The 15916-nt window shown below is 65.5% G+C and carries 14 protein-coding genes; 6 read left to right on the top strand and 8 right to left on the bottom strand.

Annotated features, from left to right (window positions below; all coding sequences use genetic code 11):
• Positions 1-2: 2 nt before the first annotated feature.
• Genes kdpB through QWL29_RS23390 form a run of 5 tightly spaced genes read left to right on the top strand, consistent with a single transcriptional unit; the run spans position 3 to position 6493 of the window.
• Positions 3-2108 (top strand): potassium-transporting ATPase subunit KdpB, encoded by a 2106-nt coding sequence (kdpB, locus tag QWL29_RS23410; RefSeq protein WP_305825259.1) that lies wholly within the window; start codon positions 3-5, stop codon positions 2106-2108.
• Positions 2109-2117: 9 nt separating this feature from the next.
• Positions 2118-2714 (top strand): potassium-transporting ATPase subunit KdpC, encoded by a 597-nt coding sequence (kdpC, locus tag QWL29_RS23405; protein ID WP_305825258.1) that lies wholly within the window; start codon positions 2118-2120, stop codon positions 2712-2714.
• Between the two features lies 1 nt (position 2715).
• The gene (locus QWL29_RS23400) at positions 2716-5433 is read left to right on the top strand and encodes a DUF4118 domain-containing protein (protein WP_370663733.1); all 2718 of its coding nucleotides are present in this window, start codon (positions 2716-2718) and stop codon (positions 5431-5433) included.
• A complete protein-coding gene (kdpE, locus tag QWL29_RS23395) occupies positions 5426-6121 on the top strand; it encodes a two-component system response regulator KdpE (RefSeq protein ID WP_305825256.1) in 696 nt (231 codons plus the stop codon). The genes QWL29_RS23400 and kdpE overlap by 8 nt, the downstream gene beginning before the upstream one ends.
• A 39-nt stretch (positions 6122-6160) precedes the next feature.
• The gene (locus QWL29_RS23390; RefSeq protein ID WP_305825255.1) at positions 6161-6493 is read left to right on the top strand and encodes a DUF5710 domain-containing protein; all 333 of its coding nucleotides are present in this window, start codon (positions 6161-6163) and stop codon (positions 6491-6493) included.
• Positions 6494-6866: 373 nt separating this feature from the next.
• On the opposite strand, the gene QWL29_RS23385 is transcribed toward QWL29_RS23390, so the two are convergent.
• The 7 genes from QWL29_RS23385 to cyoA are packed head-to-tail and all read right to left on the bottom strand — an operon-like array spanning position 6867 to position 13622.
• On the bottom strand, positions 6867-7403 hold the full coding sequence (locus tag QWL29_RS23385; RefSeq protein ID WP_305825254.1) for a response regulator transcription factor: 537 nt from the start codon (positions 7401-7403) through the stop codon (positions 6867-6869).
• Positions 7396-8742 carry an ATP-binding protein gene (locus tag QWL29_RS23380; protein ID WP_305825253.1) on the bottom strand — a complete coding sequence of 449 codons (1347 nt, stop codon included), beginning with the start codon at positions 8740-8742 and terminating at the stop codon, positions 7396-7398. Before QWL29_RS23380 ends, QWL29_RS23385 begins: the two co-directional genes overlap by 8 nt.
• Positions 8726-9541 (bottom strand): SURF1 family protein, encoded by an 816-nt coding sequence (locus tag QWL29_RS23375; protein ID WP_305825252.1) that lies wholly within the window; start codon positions 9539-9541, stop codon positions 8726-8728. The genes QWL29_RS23380 and QWL29_RS23375 overlap by 17 nt, the downstream gene beginning before the upstream one ends.
• The gene (gene cyoD / locus QWL29_RS23370) at positions 9538-9963 is read right to left on the bottom strand and encodes a cytochrome o ubiquinol oxidase subunit IV (protein WP_305825251.1); all 426 of its coding nucleotides are present in this window, start codon (positions 9961-9963) and stop codon (positions 9538-9540) included. Before cyoD ends, QWL29_RS23375 begins: the two co-directional genes overlap by 4 nt.
• Positions 9960-10598, bottom strand: a complete 639-nt coding sequence (cyoC, locus tag QWL29_RS23365) for a cytochrome o ubiquinol oxidase subunit III (RefSeq protein ID WP_305825250.1) — start codon at positions 10596-10598, stop codon at positions 9960-9962. The genes cyoD and cyoC overlap by 4 nt, the downstream gene beginning before the upstream one ends.
• Positions 10591-12594 (bottom strand): cytochrome o ubiquinol oxidase subunit I, encoded by a 2004-nt coding sequence (gene cyoB, locus QWL29_RS23360; RefSeq protein ID WP_305825249.1) that lies wholly within the window; start codon positions 12592-12594, stop codon positions 10591-10593. The genes cyoC and cyoB overlap by 8 nt, the downstream gene beginning before the upstream one ends.
• Positions 12595-12596: 2 nt before the next feature.
• The gene (gene cyoA, locus QWL29_RS23355) at positions 12597-13622 is read right to left on the bottom strand and encodes a ubiquinol oxidase subunit II (protein ID WP_305825248.1); all 1026 of its coding nucleotides are present in this window, start codon (positions 13620-13622) and stop codon (positions 12597-12599) included.
• 141 nt (positions 13623-13763) lie between these two features.
• Here cyoA and QWL29_RS23350 point away from each other — a divergent pair, with 141 nt between their 5' ends.
• A complete protein-coding gene (locus QWL29_RS23350) occupies positions 13764-15116 on the top strand; it encodes an MFS transporter (RefSeq protein WP_305825247.1) in 1353 nt (450 codons plus the stop codon).
• A gap of 317 nt (positions 15117-15433) precedes the next feature.
• On the opposite strand, the gene QWL29_RS23345 is transcribed toward QWL29_RS23350, so the two are convergent.
• On the bottom strand, positions 15434-15634 hold the full coding sequence (locus QWL29_RS23345) for a Sec-independent protein translocase family protein (RefSeq protein WP_305825246.1): 201 nt from the start codon (positions 15632-15634) through the stop codon (positions 15434-15436).
• Positions 15635-15916: the final 282 nt, after the last annotated feature.

The following is a 15916-nucleotide window of genomic DNA, read 5'->3' as shown; positions in this document are numbered from 1 at the left end:
CGATGTCCGCAACCATTCCTGTCCATTCACCAGCAGCGCCGGCGCCGAAGCGCGCGCTGACGCTGTTCGACCCCACCCTGGTCGCCCCTGCCGTCAAGGGCGCCTTTGCCAAGCTCGATCCGCGTGTGCAGCTGCGCAGCCCCGTCATGTTCGTGGTCTATGCCGGCAGCATCCTCACCACGCTGCTGTTCCTCCACTCGCTGGGCGGCGCCGGCGACGCGCCGTCCGGCTACATCCTGGCCATCGCCGTGTGGCTCTGGTTCACGGTGCTGTTCGCGAACTTTGCCGAAGCCCTGGCCGAAGGCCGCAGCAAGGCGCAGGCAGCCTCGCTGCGCGGCCTGAAGGTGGCCACCATCGCCAAGAAGCTGAACGAGCCGCGCCATGGCAGCGGCTGGCTGCCCCTGAGCGCGGCCGACCTGCGCAAGGGGAACGTAATCCTGGTCGAAGCCGGCGACGTGATCCCGATCGACGGCGAAGCCATCGAAGGCATTGCCTCGGTCGACGAAAGCGCGATTACCGGCGAATCCGCTCCGGTCATCCGCGAAGCGGGCGGCGACTTCTGCGCCGTTACCGGCGGCACGCGCGTGCTGTCGGACTGGCTGGTGGTGCGCGTCAGCGCGAATCCCGGCGAGACCTTCCTCGACCGCATGATCGCCATGGTCGAAGGCGCCGAGCGCCGCAAGACGCCGAACGAGATCGCGCTCACCATCCTGCTGGTGGCGCTGACCATCGTGTTCCTGGTGGTGACGGTGACCCTGCTGCCGTTCTCGCTGTTCGCGGTGGACGCCGCCGGCAGCGGCGCGCCGGTGTCGGTGACGACCCTGGTCGCCCTGCTGGTGTGCCTGATCCCGACCACCATCGGCGGCCTGCTGTCGGCCATCGGCGTGGCCGGCATGAGCCGCATGATGGGCGCGAACGTCATCGCCACCTCCGGCCGCGCGGTGGAAGCGGCCGGCGACGTCGACGTGCTGCTGCTCGATAAGACAGGCACCATCACCCTCGGCAACCGCCAGGCCAGCGACTTTATTCCCGCTCCCGGCGTGACCGAGCCGCAGCTGGCGGACGTGGCGCAACTGGCTTCGCTGGCCGACGAAACGCCGGAAGGCCGCAGCATCGTGGTGCTGGCCAAGACCCGCTTCGACATGCGCGAACGCGAGCTGGCGTCGCTCGGCGCCGTATTCGTGCCGTTCACGGCCCAGACCCGCATGAGCGGCGTCGATCTGGGTGAGAGGGTGATCCGCAAGGGCGCCGCCAGCGCGGTGAAGAAGCATGTCGAAGCCCTCGGGGGAAGCTGGCCTGATGCGGTGGCCCGCGCGGTGGACGATGCGGCGCGCCGCGGCAGCACCCCGCTGGCCGTGTCCGACGGCGCCCGCGTACTGGGCGTGGTCGAACTCAAGGACGTGGTCAAGGGCGGCATCCGCGAACGCTTCGGCGCCCTGCGCCGCATGGGCATCGAGACCGTGATGATCACCGGCGATAATCGGCTTACTGCGGCAGCCATCGCCGCCGAAGCCGGCGTCGACGACTTCCTGGCCGACGCCACCCCCGAAGACAAGCTGGCCCTGATCCGCCGTTACCAGGGCGAAGGCCGCCTGGTGGCGATGACCGGCGACGGCACCAACGACGCCCCCGCGCTGGCCCAGGCCGACGTGGCCGTGGCCATGAACTCGGGCACCCAGGCGGCCAAGGAAGCCGGCAACATGGTCGACCTCGATTCGAACCCGACCAAGCTGCTCGAGATCGTCGAGATCGGCAAGCAGATGCTGATGACACGCGGCTCCTTGACCACTTTCTCGATCGCCAACGACATCGCCAAGTATTTCGCGATCATCCCGGCCGCCTTTGTCGGCGTGTATCCGCAACTGGCCGCACTCGACATCATGGGGCTGCACAGCCCTTCGTCGGCGATCCTGTCGGCGGTGATCTTCAATGCCTTGATCATCGTGGTGCTGATTCCGCTGGCCTTGAAGGGTGTCGCCTACCGGCCGATCGGCGCCACTGCGCTCCTGCGCCGCAATTTGCTGGTGTATGGCGTGGGCGGCCTGCTGCTGCCGTTTGCCGGCATCAAGGCCATCGACATGCTGCTGGTCCTGTTCAATCTCGCCTGAAAGACATCCATGAAGAACGCTCTTCGCCCCGCTTTGGCCGTGTTCGCGGCCCTCACACTCCTGTGCGGCGTGGCCTACCCGCTGGCCGTCACCGGCCTGGCCCAGCTGATCCTGCCGCAACGAGCCAACGGCAGCCTCGTCGAACACGACGGCAAGGTCATCGGCTCGCAGCTGGTCGGCCAGTCCTTCACCTCGGCGCGCTACTTCTGGGGCCGCCCGTCGGCCACGGCGCCCACGCCGAACAACGCCGCCGCTTCCTCGGGCGCCAACCAGGGGCCGAGCAACCCGGCCCTGAAGGATGCCGTGGCCGCGCGCATCGCCGCCCTGCGCACAGTGGACCCGAGCAACCGCGACGCCATCCCGGTCGATCTGGTCACCGCCTCGGCCAGCGGCCTCGATCCCCACATCAGCCCGGCCGCGGCCTTGTATCAGGTGAACCGGGTAGCCGCCGCGCGCGGGTTCCCGCGCGAGCGCGTGCTGGGCCTGGTCGCGGCGCATACCGAGCGCCCCTGGCTCGGCTTGTTCGGAGAGGCGCGGGTCCACGTACTTGCCCTGAACCTGGCACTCGATATGGCAACTGAGGACCAGATGCCGCATACTCGCTGACATGAGAGCAGATGTGATGAGTCGACCCGATCCCGACGCCGTGCTGGCCCAGGTGCGCGCGCAGGAACGGCGCGACGCGCGCGGCAGCCTGCGCATCTACGTCGGGGCCTCGGCAGGTGTCGGCAAGACCTATGCGATGCTGCTCGAGGCGCGCAAGCTGGCGGCGGGCGGCGCCGTCGTGCTGGCGGGCGTGGTCGAGACCCACGGTCGCCAGGACACGGCCGCCCTGCTCGCCGGCCTCGACCTGCTGCCCGCGCGCAGCCTGCCCTACCGCGGCCGCGAACTGCCCGAGTTCGACCTCGACGCCGCCCTCGCGCGCCATCCGGCGCTGGTCCTGGTCGACGAGCTGGCCCACTCGAATGTGCCGGGTTCGCGCCACCCGAAGCGCTGGCAGGACGTCGAGGAACTGCTGGCGGCCGGCATCGACGTCTTCACCACCCTGAATGTGCAGCATCTGGAAAGCCTGAAAGATGTCGTGGCTGGCATCGCCGGGGTCAAGGTGGCCGAGACCGTGCCCGACAGCGTGTTCGATGGCGCCGACGAAGTCGTGCTGGTCGACGTGCCGGCCGATGAACTGCTGGCGCGCCTGAAAGCCGGCAAGGTGTATCAGGGCGCCCAGGCCGAGCGGGCCTCAAGCAACTTCTTCCGCAAGGGGAATCTGATCGCACTGCGCGAACTGGCCCTGCGCCGCACCGCCGAACGCATCGGCGACGACGTGCGCGCCTACCGCGTCGAGCAGGCCATCACGCCGGTATGGAAGACCGACGGTGCCCTGCTGGCCTGCGTCGGGCCCGGCGACAACGCCGAGCACGTAGTGCGTAACTGCGCGCGCCTGGCCGGCCAGCTCGACTGCGCCTGGCATGCGGTGTACGTCGAAACGCCGGCGCTGCAGCGCTTGCCGGATGCACGCCGCGAATCCACGCTGACTGTCCTGAAACTGGCGCAGGAACTGGGCGCCACCACGGCCGTGCTGCCGGACGCCGAGCCGGCCCAGGCTTTGCTCGCCTATGCCCGCTCGCACAACCTGCAGCGCCTGGTGCTGGGCCGCGTGCGTGCCCAGCGGCTGCGCCTGTCCCGGCCGCTGCACGCCAGGCTGTCCCGGCTCGCGCCCGACGTCGACCTGCTCGAAGTCGGCGCCGGCGCCGCCACCCGGCCGCGCGCCAACCAGGAATCGTCGAGCATCGCGCCGGTCAACCCGAACCGGCTGCGCTACCTGTGGGCGGGACTCATCGGCCTGGGCGCCGCGCTGCTGTTCTCGCCGCTGTCGGCCTGGCTCGACCTGGCGAATATCGCCATGCTGTTCCTGCTGGTCGTGCTGCTGGTGGCGGTGCGCTTCGGGCGCGGCCCGTCGGTGCTGGCCACCTGCGTCTGCGTGGCCGGCTTCGACTTTTTCTTCGTCCCGCCGCGCTACAACTTCGCGGTGAGCGACGTGCAGTACCTGATCACCTTCGGCGTGATGCTGGCCGTGGGCCTGATCACCGGCCAGTTGACTGCCGGCCTGCGCTTTCAGGCGCAAGTAGCGCGCAGGCGCGAGGCACGCGCCCACTCGCTGTATGAATTCGCGCGCGAACTATCGAGCGCGCTGCAGAACGATCAGGTGCTGGAATCGACCCGCGCCACCATCGCCGGCGCCTTCGGCGCGCGCGCCGTGCTGCTGCTGCCGGATGCGGACGGCAAGCTGCTGGTCGATGTCACAGACCTTGACAATGCGCTGCCCGGCCTGGACCCCGGTGTCGCCCAATGGGCTTTCGACCATGCCAGCCCGGCCGGCCACGGCACCCACACGCTGCCGGGCAGCCCGCTGTTTTATTTGCCGCTGGTGGCGCCGATGCGCACGCGCGGCGTGCTGGCCATCGCACCCGACGGAGGCCGCTGGCTGCCGCTGCCCGAGCAACGCCAGCAGCTCGACACCTATGCCGCGCTGGCCGCGATTGCGCTGGAACGCGTGCATTACATCGAGGTGGCCCAGGCCGCGCTGGTCAGCATGGAGTCCGAGCGCCTGCGCAATTCGTTGCTGGCCGCCCTGTCGCACGACTTGCGCACCCCGCTCACCAGCCTGGTCGGATTATCCGAGTCCCTGCTGCGCGCGGAGCCCCCACTGGCCGCGAACGAGCGCGAAACGGCCGCCGCCCTGCACGAGGAAGCGCGCCGGCTCGGCACCATGGTCGCCAACCTGCTCGACATGGCGCGCATCGAAAGCGGCGCCGTGCGCCTGAACCAGCAATGGCAGGCGCTGGAAGAAACCGTGGGCAGCGCGTTGCGTCCGCTGCGCCAGGCGCTGGGTGCGCGCACCATCCGCACGCGGATTCCGGCGGACCTGCCGCTGCTGCGCTTCGATGCCGTGCTGCTGGAACGGGTGCTGTCGAACCTGCTGGAGAATGCGGCAAAATACACGCCGCCGCATGCCACGATCACGATTGCCGCACACGTGCGCGAGGACCGGGTCGACGTCGGCGTGAGCGACGATGGTCCCGGCTTGCCACCTGGCCGCGAGGAAGCGCTGTTCGAGAAATTCGCGCGCGGCCAGCAGGAGTCGGCGCTGCCGGGCGTAGGCCTGGGCCTGGCGATCTGCCGCGCCATCGTCGAGGCGCATGGCGGCAAGATCGCTGCCGGCGCGGCGCCCGAGGGCGGCGCCATGGTCACCTTCTCGCTGCCGCGCGGCACCCCGCCGGCCCTGCCCGAGCCGAACCCCCTAGACATGGAAACCCACGATGACTGAACCACGCCCCACCGCCCTGCTGGTGGAAGACGAGCCGCAGATCCGCCGCTTCGTGCGTGCCGCCCTGGAGCAGGAAGGCTGGCAGGTGCACGAGGCGGCCGAGCTGAAACGCGCCCTGATCGACGCCGGCACGCGCCGCCCCGACCTGGTGGTGCTCGACCTCGGCCTGCCCGACGGCGACGGCGTCGATTTCATCGCCGACGTGCGCAAGTGGTCGGGCATGCCCATCATCGTGCTGTCGGCGCGCGACGCCGAGCAGGCCAAGATCCGCGCACTCGACGCCGGCGCCGACGACTACCTGACCAAGCCTTTCGGCACGGGCGAGCTGCTGGCGCGCATCCGGGCGACCTTGCGCCGCCAACGCCAGCCGGAAACGGCTGACGCGACCGTGCGCTTCGGCGAGATCGCGGTCGACCCGGTCGAGCGCATCGTGACGAAGAACGGCAGCCGCGTGCACCTGACGCCAACCGAGTTCAAGCTGCTGTCGGTGCTGGTGGCAAATGCCGGCAAGGTGATGACCAACCCGCAACTGCTGCGCGCGGTGTGGGGGCCGTCGAATGGCGAGAACGGGCACTACCTGCGCGTGTACATGGGCCACCTGCGCCACAAGCTCGAAGACGAGCCGGCCCAGCCACGGCACCTGATTACCGAAACGGCGGTCGGGTATCGGTTGGTCCTGGCGCCCTGAGGCGTTTACAATATGCCGCAATCAGAACACGAGGCGGCAATGAAAGTATTGAAGGTTCCGTACGCGGAAAAAGACGAAGCCAAGGCGCTGGGCGCGCGCTGGAATCCCACCCGCAAGAGCTGGTATGTGCCGGACGGGGTGGCGGTGGAGCCGTTTGCGAAGTGGCTGGCGGGTGGCGCTGGCAGCGACGCTGGCGCCGAGCCCTCGTCGCGCGATGCGCGCGCGGCCAAGCCGGTGGTGGGTTCCAAATATGTGGAGCTGGCCCACGCCTGCAACCCGTTCGAGGAATGCGCCGAATGCAAGCCGAAGCTGATCGACAGCGGCTGGCTGGACGCGCACCAGGCAGTGCGCAAGCTGTTGGCTGGGTTGTAACCGGACTGGCGGATACCGTGNGCCTGCAACCCGTTCGAGGAATGCGCCGAATGCAAGCCGAAGCTGATCGACAGCGGCTGGCTGGACGCGCACCAGGCAGTGCGCAAGCTGTTGGCTGGGTTGTAACCGGACTGGCGGATACCGTGGAGGATGTGAAAAAATTGTCAGGGCAAGGCGCCGAGTCGAAGACAGTACGAGCGTACGGCGAGACGAGGCAACGCAGCCATGGCGATTTTTCCACATCCTCGTAGGGTGGGCGCTCCTGTGCCCACGCGTGAAGTTTGCTTAGTGCTAGCGCCCAAAGCAGGCCAACAATATTCACATTTCACGCGTGGGCACGGGGCGCCCACCCTACCGTGCCGCCGTTCCGGGTTTATTTAACGCGCTGCTTTTCGAGCTTGCGCGCGAGCGTCCTGCGGTGCATCCCCAACCGCCGCGCCGCTTCCGAGATGTTGAAATCCGTCTCCGCCAGCACCGCGTGGATATGCTCCCACTCCAGCGTCTTGATCGAGGTCGAGCGGTTCGTCACCTCCACATCCGTGCTGCCCGCCACATGCCCGAACGCGGCCTCGATATCGTCGGTATTCGACGGCTTCGCCAGGTACTGGCAGGCCCCGAGCTTGATCGCCTCGACCGCCGTACCGATGCTGGCAAACCCGGTCAGCACCACGATCAGCATTTCCGGATCGTGCGCATGCAGCATCTGCACGCACGACAGGCCCGACGCATTCCCCTTCAATTTCAGGTCGACCACCGCATACCCCGGATCGTGCTCGCGCAGGATCTCGGCGGCTTCCTCATAGCCCGGCGCCAGCAGCACCTTGTAGCCGCGCCGCTCGAACGAACGCCCCAGCGTCCGCGCAAACGCGTCGTCGTCCTCGACGATCAACAGGACTGGCGTCTCAGGCATGCTCGCCCTCCCCGGCCAGGCGAATCGCTTCCAGTGGAATCGTCAACTTCACTTCCGCACCACCCTCATCTCTATTCCTTCCCACCACTGCGCCACCCAGGGTGCGCGCCACATTCACGACCAGGAACAGGCCCAGGCCCCCACCCGAACGCCCCTTGGTGCTCTGGTAGGGTTTGCCGAACTGGGCCAGCACTGCAGGCGGAAAGCCCGGCCCGCGGTCGGTCACCACCACGCACAGCTGGTCGTCCTCGACGCTCGCGCTCAGGCCTACCCAGCCGGTCGGCGAGGCTTCCAGCGCATTATCGAGCAAATTGTCGACGGTCTGCTTCAGGGCCGAATCGAAGGCCACCGGCATGTCGTCGACAATCGAATTCTCGTACACGAAATCCTTTACCGGGCGGCTGTCTTCCCACTCCTCGGCCAGGCCGTCGAGGAAGGTGTGGATGGTCGTGCGCACCGCCGATTCGCCGCGCGCCTTGCCGGCCGAGAGCAAAATCCCGCTGACGATGGACTTGCAGCGCTGGAGCTGGGTCTGCATTTCGCCGATTTCTTCGAGCAGGTCCGGGCTGCCGCGGAACTCGGGCATGCGCTTCCAGTCGCCCAGGATCACCGACAGCGTGGCCAGCGGCGTGCCCAGCTCATGGGCCGCGCCCGAGGCCAGCAGCCCCATGCGCACGATATGGTCTTCTTCCGCCGCGCGCTGGCGCAGTTCGGCCAGCTGCGCCGCCTTGGCCTTCACGGTGCCGCTGATGCGCGAGACGAAAATCACCAGCAGCCCCGCGTTCAGCGCGAAGCAGATCAGCATGCCCTGCACGTACAGGCTGGCGATGCCGCGCGCATGGTCGAAGGGCAGCGCAAGCGGCTGGGCATACACGGCCAGCGCGCCGAGGCAGGCGATGGTGATGGCGACGATGGTCCAGGTCGACCAGGCTTCCAGCAGCACGGCCGAAATGATGATCTGCAGCAGGTAGAGGAAGGCGAAGGGATTGGTGGTGCCGCCCGACAGGTAGAGCTGGACGGTGAGCGTGGCCACGTCCACCAGCAGCGCCATGAACAGTTCGCTGTTGGCCACCGGCCGGCGCTCGTGCCAGCGCAGGTGGCTGGCGATGTTGAAGGCGATCAGGCAGGCCAGCACCTGCAGCATGTGCACCAGCGGCAGGTTGATGTCGAAGATCAGGATCGCGCCGGCGATGGTCGTGACTTGGCCGATGACCGCAATCCAGCGCAGCTCGATGAGCTGCAGCATGTTCTTGTGGCCGGCGGCGTATTCGACGTGGGCTTCTTCGGCAGAAGCGATCGAGGGCGTTATTCTTGTTAGTAGATCAAACTTTACTGCCATTCTTGCGTGCCGGACCGGCCTCCCGTTTTGCCAAGCGCGCAATATACCACCAGGCGCCGGCCACCATCAAAGCCAGAGCATACCAAGTCGCGGCATAGGCGAGGTGATTATTCGGGAAGGAAATAACGGTCAGGCCGCCGACAGGCTGGTCGGGCGCGCCAGCAGGCTCTTGCCCTTTCGCCGCGTCGACGAAGTACGGGGCCACATTGACCAAGCCGCGCGCGCCGGCGATGCCGGCCACGTCGCGCGAATACCAGCGGTTGCGCGTTGGATCGTTTTCGCGCAGGAAGCCGCCGCCGGGTTCGGCGATGCGCAACAGGCCAGTGACAGTATGCGGGGCGCCGGCAACGGCGGCGCAGGCCTCGCCTGAAGCCCGCCGCGCCGGGAAGCGCGCCAGCGTATTGCCGGAAGAAGGAATGAAACCGCGGTTCACCAGCACGATGGAACCGTCGGTCGTGCACAGCGGCGTGACCAGCCAGAAGCCGGCGCCCAGGTCGGACAGCGCCTGGACCGGGGTCGTGTATTCGTAGAGGAAGTGCCCGGCGAGACGTACGTGCCGGTATTCGTCGGATTCTTTGGAGACTTGCGCCCAATGCGCAGGTGCGGGCGGTAAAACGGGAGCCGCGTGCACACGCGACTCCACCCGTTCGATCAGGGCCAGTTTCCATTGCAGGCGTACCACCTGCCAGGTTCCCAGCCCTGCGAACAGCACGATCAGGAGCAGCCCGAGGACCGCGAGGATCACCCGCGCCATGCTGCGCGGGCGGGCGGCTGCTTCTGGATCGTGCAACGACATCATTGCATGTCGTGGTTGCCGTGGCCGGTCACGGCCGCGGCGTCGCCCATGCCGGGCATCATGTTGGCGTTCATGTGGTGCATGACCCAGATCGAGCCCGAGAGCACGATCACCAGCAGGACGATGGTCAGCAGCAGCGCCATCATGTTCCAGCCGCCTTCCGACTTCGAGTTCATGTGCAGGAAGTAAACCATGTGCACGATGAGCTGGACGCCGGCGAAGCCGAGGATGACGTATTTCGTGGTCGACGGATCGAGCACGTTGCCCATCACCAGCCAGAACGGGATCACGGTCAGGATCACGGCCAGGATGAAACCGGTCGTGTAGTCCTTCAGGCTGTAATGCACGCCCGGATGGTCGCCGTGGGTGTGGCCGTGCAGCGGGTCGCCGTGGTGGCCGTGGTGGTCGTGGTGTTGGCTACTCATGGCAGCACTCCCATCAGGTAAACAAAGGTAAAGACGAAGATCCAGACAACGTCCAGGAAGTGCCAGAACAGCGACAGGCACGACAGGCGGCGCATGTTTTCCGCGCCCAGGCCATGCTTTGCCAGCTGGAACATCAAGACGACCAGCCACACGATACCGAACAGCACGTGCAGGCCGTGGGTGCCGACCAGCGAGAAGAAGGCGGTCAGGAAGCCGCTGCGCGACGGGCCGGCGCCTTCGTGGATCAGGTGGTAGAACTCGTACAGTTCCAGGCCCAGGAAGCACAGGCCCAGCAGGCCCGTGATGCCCAGCCAGAGCATGGTGCCGCCCAGTTTCCTGGCTTGCGCCGCGATCATGGCGAAGCCGAAGGTGATCGACGACACCAGCAGGAAGGCGGTGTTGATGGCCACCAGCGGCAGGTCGAACAGCTCGGCGCCCGATGGGCCGCCCGCGTAGTTACGGCCCAGCACTGCATAGGCCGCGAACAGCGACGCGAACAGCAGGCAGTCGCTCATCAGGTAGATCCAGAAACCGAGCAGCGTGCCCTGTTCCGGATGGTGCTCGCGCACGTGGTATTCGCGCACGGCGGCAGCGCCGCCGCTGGCGCTTGGGAAGGTTGCGTTAGTGTTAGACATGGGCTTCCAGCAATTTAGTACGCTCGTTCTCGGTACGGGTCACTTCTTCCGCCGGGATGTAGTAATCGCGCTTGTAGTTGAAGGTGTGGACGACGATCGCGACCATCAGGGCCACGAAGGCCAGGCCGGTCAGCAGCCACATGTGCCAGATGATGGCGAAGCCGATCACCATGGCGATGGCCGAGATCACGAAGCCCGCCCAGGTGTTCTTCGGCATGTGGATCGCCACGTAGTCGGCCAGCGGACGCTTCCAGCCGGCTTTCTTCATGTCGGCGAAGGTGTCGTTGTCGTACACCACCGGGGTGAAGGCGAAGTTGTAGTCTGGCGGTGGCGACGAGGTCGACCATTCCAGGGTACGGCCATCCCATGGGTCGCCGGTGACGTCGCGCAGCTTCTTGCGGTTTTTCCAGGTCATGAAGAACTGCATCAGCAGCGCGCCGATACCGCCGGCAATCATCAGGGTGCCCACGAAGGAGATCTGGAACAGCCATTGCAGTTCAGGATCTTCGAAGTGGCTCATGCGGCGGGTGACACCCATGAAGCCCAGGATGTACGGTGGCGTGAATGCAACCCAGAAGCCGATCGACCAGAGCCAGAACGAGATCTTGCCCCAGAATTCGTCGAGCTTGTAGCCGAAGGCTTTCGGGAACCAGTAGTTGATACCGGCAAACAGGCCGAACACCACGCCGCCGATGATGACGTTGTGGAAGTGGGCGATCAGGAACAGCGAGTTGTGCAGCACGAAGTCGGCCGCAGGAATCGCCAGCATCACGCCGGTCATGCCGCCGATGGTGAAGGTCAGCATGAACGAGATCGTCCACATCATCGGCAGTTCGAAGCGGATACGGCCGCGGTACATCGTGAACAGCCAGTTGAAGATCTTCGCGCCCGTCGGGATCGAGATGATCATCGTTGTAATACCGAAGAACGAGTTGACGCTCGCGCCGCTGCCCATGGTGAAGAAGTGGTGCAGCCAGACCAGGTACGACAGCACCATGATGACGCAGGTTGCGTACACCATCGAGGTGTAGCCGAACAGGCGCTTGCCCGAGAAGGTCGAGACGACTTCCGAGAAGATACCGAATGCCGGCAGGATCAGGATGTAGACCTCAGGGTGGCCCCAGATCCAGATCAGGTTCACGTACAGCATGGCGTTGCCGCCGCGGTCGTTCGTGAAGAAGGCGGTGTCGAACAGGCGGTCCATGCCGAGCATGGCCAGCGTGGCGGTCAGGATCGGGAAGGTCACGACGATCAGGATGTTGGTGCAGAGCGAGGTCCAGGTGAAGACTGGCATCTTCATCAGGTCCATGCCCGGCGCGCGCATCTTGACGATGGTGACGATCAGGTTGACGCCGGACAGCAAGGTGCCTACCCCGGCCACCTGCAGCGCCCAGATATAGTAGTCGACCCCCACGCCTGGGCTAGCCAGGATGCCCGACAGCGGCGGATACGCCAGCCAGCCGGTACGCGCGAATTCGCCGACGAACAGCGAGGCCATCACCAGCACGGCGCCCATGGCCGTCATCCAGAACGAGAAGTTGTTCAGGAACGGGAAGGCCACGTCGCGCGCGCCGATCTGCAGCGGCACCACGTAGTTCATCAGGCCCGTCACCAGCGGCATCGCCACGAAGAAGATCATGATCACGCCGTGGGCGGTGAAGACCTGGTCGTAGTGGTGCGGCGGCAGGAAGCCTGCGTTTTCGCCAAAGGAGAGCGCCTGCTGGGCGCGCATCATCAGTGCGTCGGCAAAGCCGCGCAGCAGCATGACGATACCGAGCACCATGTACATGATGCCGATTTTCTTGTGGTCGATACTGGTGAACCAGTCGTGCCACAGGGTGCCCCACAGGCGGAAGTAGGAGATCAGGGCCACCAGGGCCGCGCCGCCGACAAGCACGCCTGCGAAGGTAGCGAGCAGGATCGGCTCATGGAACGGAATCGCGTCCCAGCTGAGCCGTCCGAAGATCAGCTTCGTCAAGTCAAATGAGTCTTGCATGGTTACTTCTTCACAGGATTGGTAGGGGTTTCGCAGACTTCGGTCGTCGCACCCAGCGCCGCATTCGCAGCGACCTGGCGGCGCGCTTCGGCCGGCAGGTTCTTCAGGGCGACGTCGTTGCGCAGGCGGGTCATGTCGGCGGCCATCTGGTGGTTCGCGCAGACGGCGCCTTCGGCGACGCAGCGGTTCAGGATGGCGTTGAACAGGGCTGGCTGCACGTTACCGTAGTAACGGACCGGCTCTTTTTCCGACGGCTTTTCCAGGCTCAGGTAATCGCCGCGGCCCAGGGTGTTGCCGCTGGCCTTGGCCTTGGCCACCCAGGCGTCGAAGTCGGTCGCCGACACGCCGCGGTAAGCGAAGTGCATGTGCGAGAAACCGTCGCCGCTGAAGTTGGCCGACAGACCCTTGTAGTCGCCGACCTTGTTGATCACCGCGTTCAGGGTGGTCTCCATGCCAGGCATCGTGTAGATCATGCCGGCCAGGGTCGGGATGTAGAAGGTGTTCATCACCGTCGACGAGGTCATCTTGAAGCGGATCGGGGTGTCGATCGGGGTGACCAGTTCGTTCACGGTAGCGATGCCCTGCTCCGGATAGATGAACAGCCATTTCCAGTCGAGCGCGACGACCTGCACTTCGAGGACCTTGTGCTCGGCGGTGATCGGACGGTTGGCGTCGATACGGTCGAGCGGACGATACGGGTCGAGCTTGTGGGTGCTGATCCAGGTGATCAGGCCCAGCGCGATGATGATGAGCAGGGGCGCGCCCCAGATCACCAGTTCGAGCTTGGTCGAGTGGTCCCAGTCGGGCTCGTAGCGTGCGTTCGCGCCTTTCCGGTACTTCCATGCGAACACGACGGTCAGGATCATCACCGGGATAATGATGATCAACATGAGCAAGACCGATACGGTGATCAGGTCTGCCTGCTGCTTTGCAATGTCGCCGGCTGGATTCATCACCACCGTGTTGCAGCCGGACAGCACCGCAAGCAGGAGGAGTGAAAGTCCGGGACGGACTATTTTAGGAATCATGCTAGGTATCTAACGTTACATGGGAATGAGAACATGCTACTGTAATGCCATCGGCCTTCGTTGCACATTGGACGTTTTGTCCCACCCTTGCCCAGGCCAGGGGGAATCCTGAAGGCCACTGACTCACCTGGAGACCCATCTATGCAAAGCTCGAATACGTATGGCGGCGCAGGCGCCGCTCCCGTCACGGCGCCACATAGCGGCGCCCGTAACATCAATGCCCGGGATGCCCACATCTCGCCCGGTGAAATTGCAGTTGGTGTGGTCATTGGCCGTGCCTCCGAATATTTCGATTTCTTCGTGTATGCCATCGCCTCGGTGCTGGTTTTTCCAGCAGTTTTCTTCCCCTGGGCAGATCGACTCGAAGGCACACTGTACTCGTTTACGATTTTTGCGTTCGCATTCATCGCGCGCCCCCTCGGTACGGTTGTGTTCATGGCCATCCAGCAGCGCTTCAGTAGGGAAATAAAGCTCACGATTGCCCTGTTCCTGCTCGGGACGGCAACCGTGACCATTTCTTTCCTGCCCACCTACGCCCAGCTCGGCAGCACCTCGATCGTGCTGCTGGCACTGCTGCGCATCGCGCAAGGCGTGGCCCTGGGCGGTTCCTGGGACGGCCTGCCTTCGCTGCTGGCCCTGAACGCGCCGGAACACAAGCGCGGCTGGTACGCCATGCTCGGCCAGCTGGCTGCCCCGCTCGGCTTCCTGATCGCCGCCGGCCTGTTCGCCTACCTGCTCGACAACCTGCAGACCGACGACTTCCTGGTCTGGGGCTGGCGCTTCCCGTTCTTCGTCGCCTTTGCCATCAACGTGGTCGCCCTGTTCGCCCGCCTGCGCCTGGTGTCGACCACCGAGTACTCGCACCTGCTCGACTCGCACGAACTCGATCCGGCCCCGGTCGGCGAACTGGTCAAGAACCAGGGCTCGAACATCGTCATCGGCGCCCTCGCCGCCCTGGCCAGCTACGCCCTGTTCCACCTGGTGACCGTGTTCCCGCTGTCCTGGATCCAGCTGTACGACACCCGTCCGATCAGCGGCTTCCTCTACCTGCAGATGTGGGGCGCGGCCGTCGCCGCCGTGTGCATCCTGATTTCCGGCCTGGTGGCCGACAAGGTCGGCCGCCGCACCACGCTCGGCACCATGGCGGCGCTGATCGCGATCTTCTCGGCCTTCGTGCCGATGCTGATCGACGGCGGCGAGGCTGGCCAGAACGCCTTCATCCTGATCGGCTTCGCCCTGCTCGGCCTGTCGTACGGCCAGGCTGCCGGCGCCGTGACCTCGAACCTGCAGAAGCGCTTCCGCTACACCGGCGCCGCCCTGACCTCGGACCTGGCCTGGCTGGTGGGCGCCGCGTTCGCACCGCTGGTGGCACTCGGCCTGTCGGCGCACTTCGGCCTGGGTTATGTGAGCCTGTACCTGCTGTCGGGTGCGGTCGGTTCGCTGGCGGCGCTGTCGCTGAACCGCAAGCTGGAGATCAAGACCGACGGCGAGTGAACGACCGAACGTCAATGATCGAGCGTGAATAGTTTGGCCTGGTGTGCGCACCAGGCCAGGGAATTCCGGCGGGCTGCGGCTCGCCGGTTTTTTTTTGCGCCGTGCGCTCAAGGCATCGTTGTGTATCGGGCGTCCGGCGTCGCCCCGGACGCCGCACTGGACCGTCGGGTGGACCGGGCCGCGCAAGGCACCCCGTGCCCACGCGGAAGCCCGCACGGTGACAGCCTGGTCAGCACCCATCAAGACGCCAACCGCCAGCGTATCCAGGTGATCAGCCCGCTTCTTCTCATGAGCCCCGCACCGCCACCTGCATCACCTTACGAGCGCGACTTCTTCTCCACCGGCCATTCGACCAGCGCAAACACCCACAGCACGATGAGGTTTACCACCGGAACCAGGGTCAGGATCGACCACGCTCCCGAATAGCCCGCCTTGTTCAGGATGCGCCAGAATGGGAAGAGCGCGAATGCAATAAACGCCAGCAGGATAATCCAGTGCCAGATGCTGAAGTTGTACATGTTGAAGACGATATGTGCGGCATCGATGCGTGCCGGTTCGCCCTGTCATTCTAAACAGCGCGCGAGGCGCCAAATCTCGTCAATTGTCACGGCTGGATCGATAAGCCTGGGCCTTGGCTTGAGGTGGAGGGGGCGAAGGGCGAAAGCTGCCTGGGCGGTGGCGAACGCTGCGGGATGTTCTCTTGTGGCGTTTCGGCAGTCGTAGGGTGCGACGTCGAACGAGGTTGTCACCGCGCGTCGTTCCGCGTGGGCACGGGGTGCCCACCCTAATGTGATGGACTC

It is taken from the genome of Massilia brevitalea, assembly GCF_030711405.1.
GTDB lineage: Bacteria > Pseudomonadota > Gammaproteobacteria > Burkholderiales > Burkholderiaceae_D > Telluria > Telluria brevitalea.
This window is presented reverse-complemented; position numbering and strand designations above follow the sequence as displayed.

Bases quoted from the DNA above. Each gene is read 5' to 3' on its own strand.
- kdpB (WP_305825259.1), top strand. From the start codon at position 3: ATGTCCGCAACCATTCCTGTCCATTCACCAGCAGCGCCGGCGCCGAAG.
- kdpC (WP_305825258.1), top strand. From the start codon at position 2,118: ATGAAGAACGCTCTTCGCCCCGCTTTGGCCGTGTTCGCGGCCCTCACA.
- QWL29_RS23400 (WP_370663733.1), top strand. From the start codon at position 2,716: ATGAGAGCAGATGTGATGAGTCGACCCGATCCCGACGCCGTGCTGGCC.
- kdpE (WP_305825256.1), top strand. From the start codon at position 5,426: ATGACTGAACCACGCCCCACCGCCCTGCTGGTGGAAGACGAGCCGCAG.
- QWL29_RS23390 (WP_305825255.1), top strand. From the start codon at position 6,161: ATGAAAGTATTGAAGGTTCCGTACGCGGAAAAAGACGAAGCCAAGGCG.
- QWL29_RS23385 (WP_305825254.1), bottom strand. From the start codon at position 7,403: ATGCCTGAGACGCCAGTCCTGTTGATCGTCGAGGACGACGACGCGTTT.
- QWL29_RS23380 (WP_305825253.1), bottom strand. From the start codon at position 8,742: ATGGCAGTAAAGTTTGATCTACTAACAAGAATAACGCCCTCGATCGCT.
- QWL29_RS23375 (WP_305825252.1), bottom strand. From the start codon at position 9,541: ATGATGTCGTTGCACGATCCAGAAGCAGCCGCCCGCCCGCGCAGCATG.
- cyoD (WP_305825251.1), bottom strand. From the start codon at position 9,963: ATGAGTAGCCAACACCACGACCACCACGGCCACCACGGCGACCCGCTG.
- cyoC (WP_305825250.1), bottom strand. From the start codon at position 10,598: ATGTCTAACACTAACGCAACCTTCCCAAGCGCCAGCGGCGGCGCTGCC.
- cyoB (WP_305825249.1), bottom strand. From the start codon at position 12,594: ATGCAAGACTCATTTGACTTGACGAAGCTGATCTTCGGACGGCTCAGC.
- cyoA (WP_305825248.1), bottom strand. From the start codon at position 13,622: ATGATTCCTAAAATAGTCCGTCCCGGACTTTCACTCCTCCTGCTTGCG.
- QWL29_RS23350 (WP_305825247.1), top strand. From the start codon at position 13,764: ATGCAAAGCTCGAATACGTATGGCGGCGCAGGCGCCGCTCCCGTCACG.
- QWL29_RS23345 (WP_305825246.1), bottom strand. From the start codon at position 15,634: ATGTACAACTTCAGCATCTGGCACTGGATTATCCTGCTGGCGTTTATT.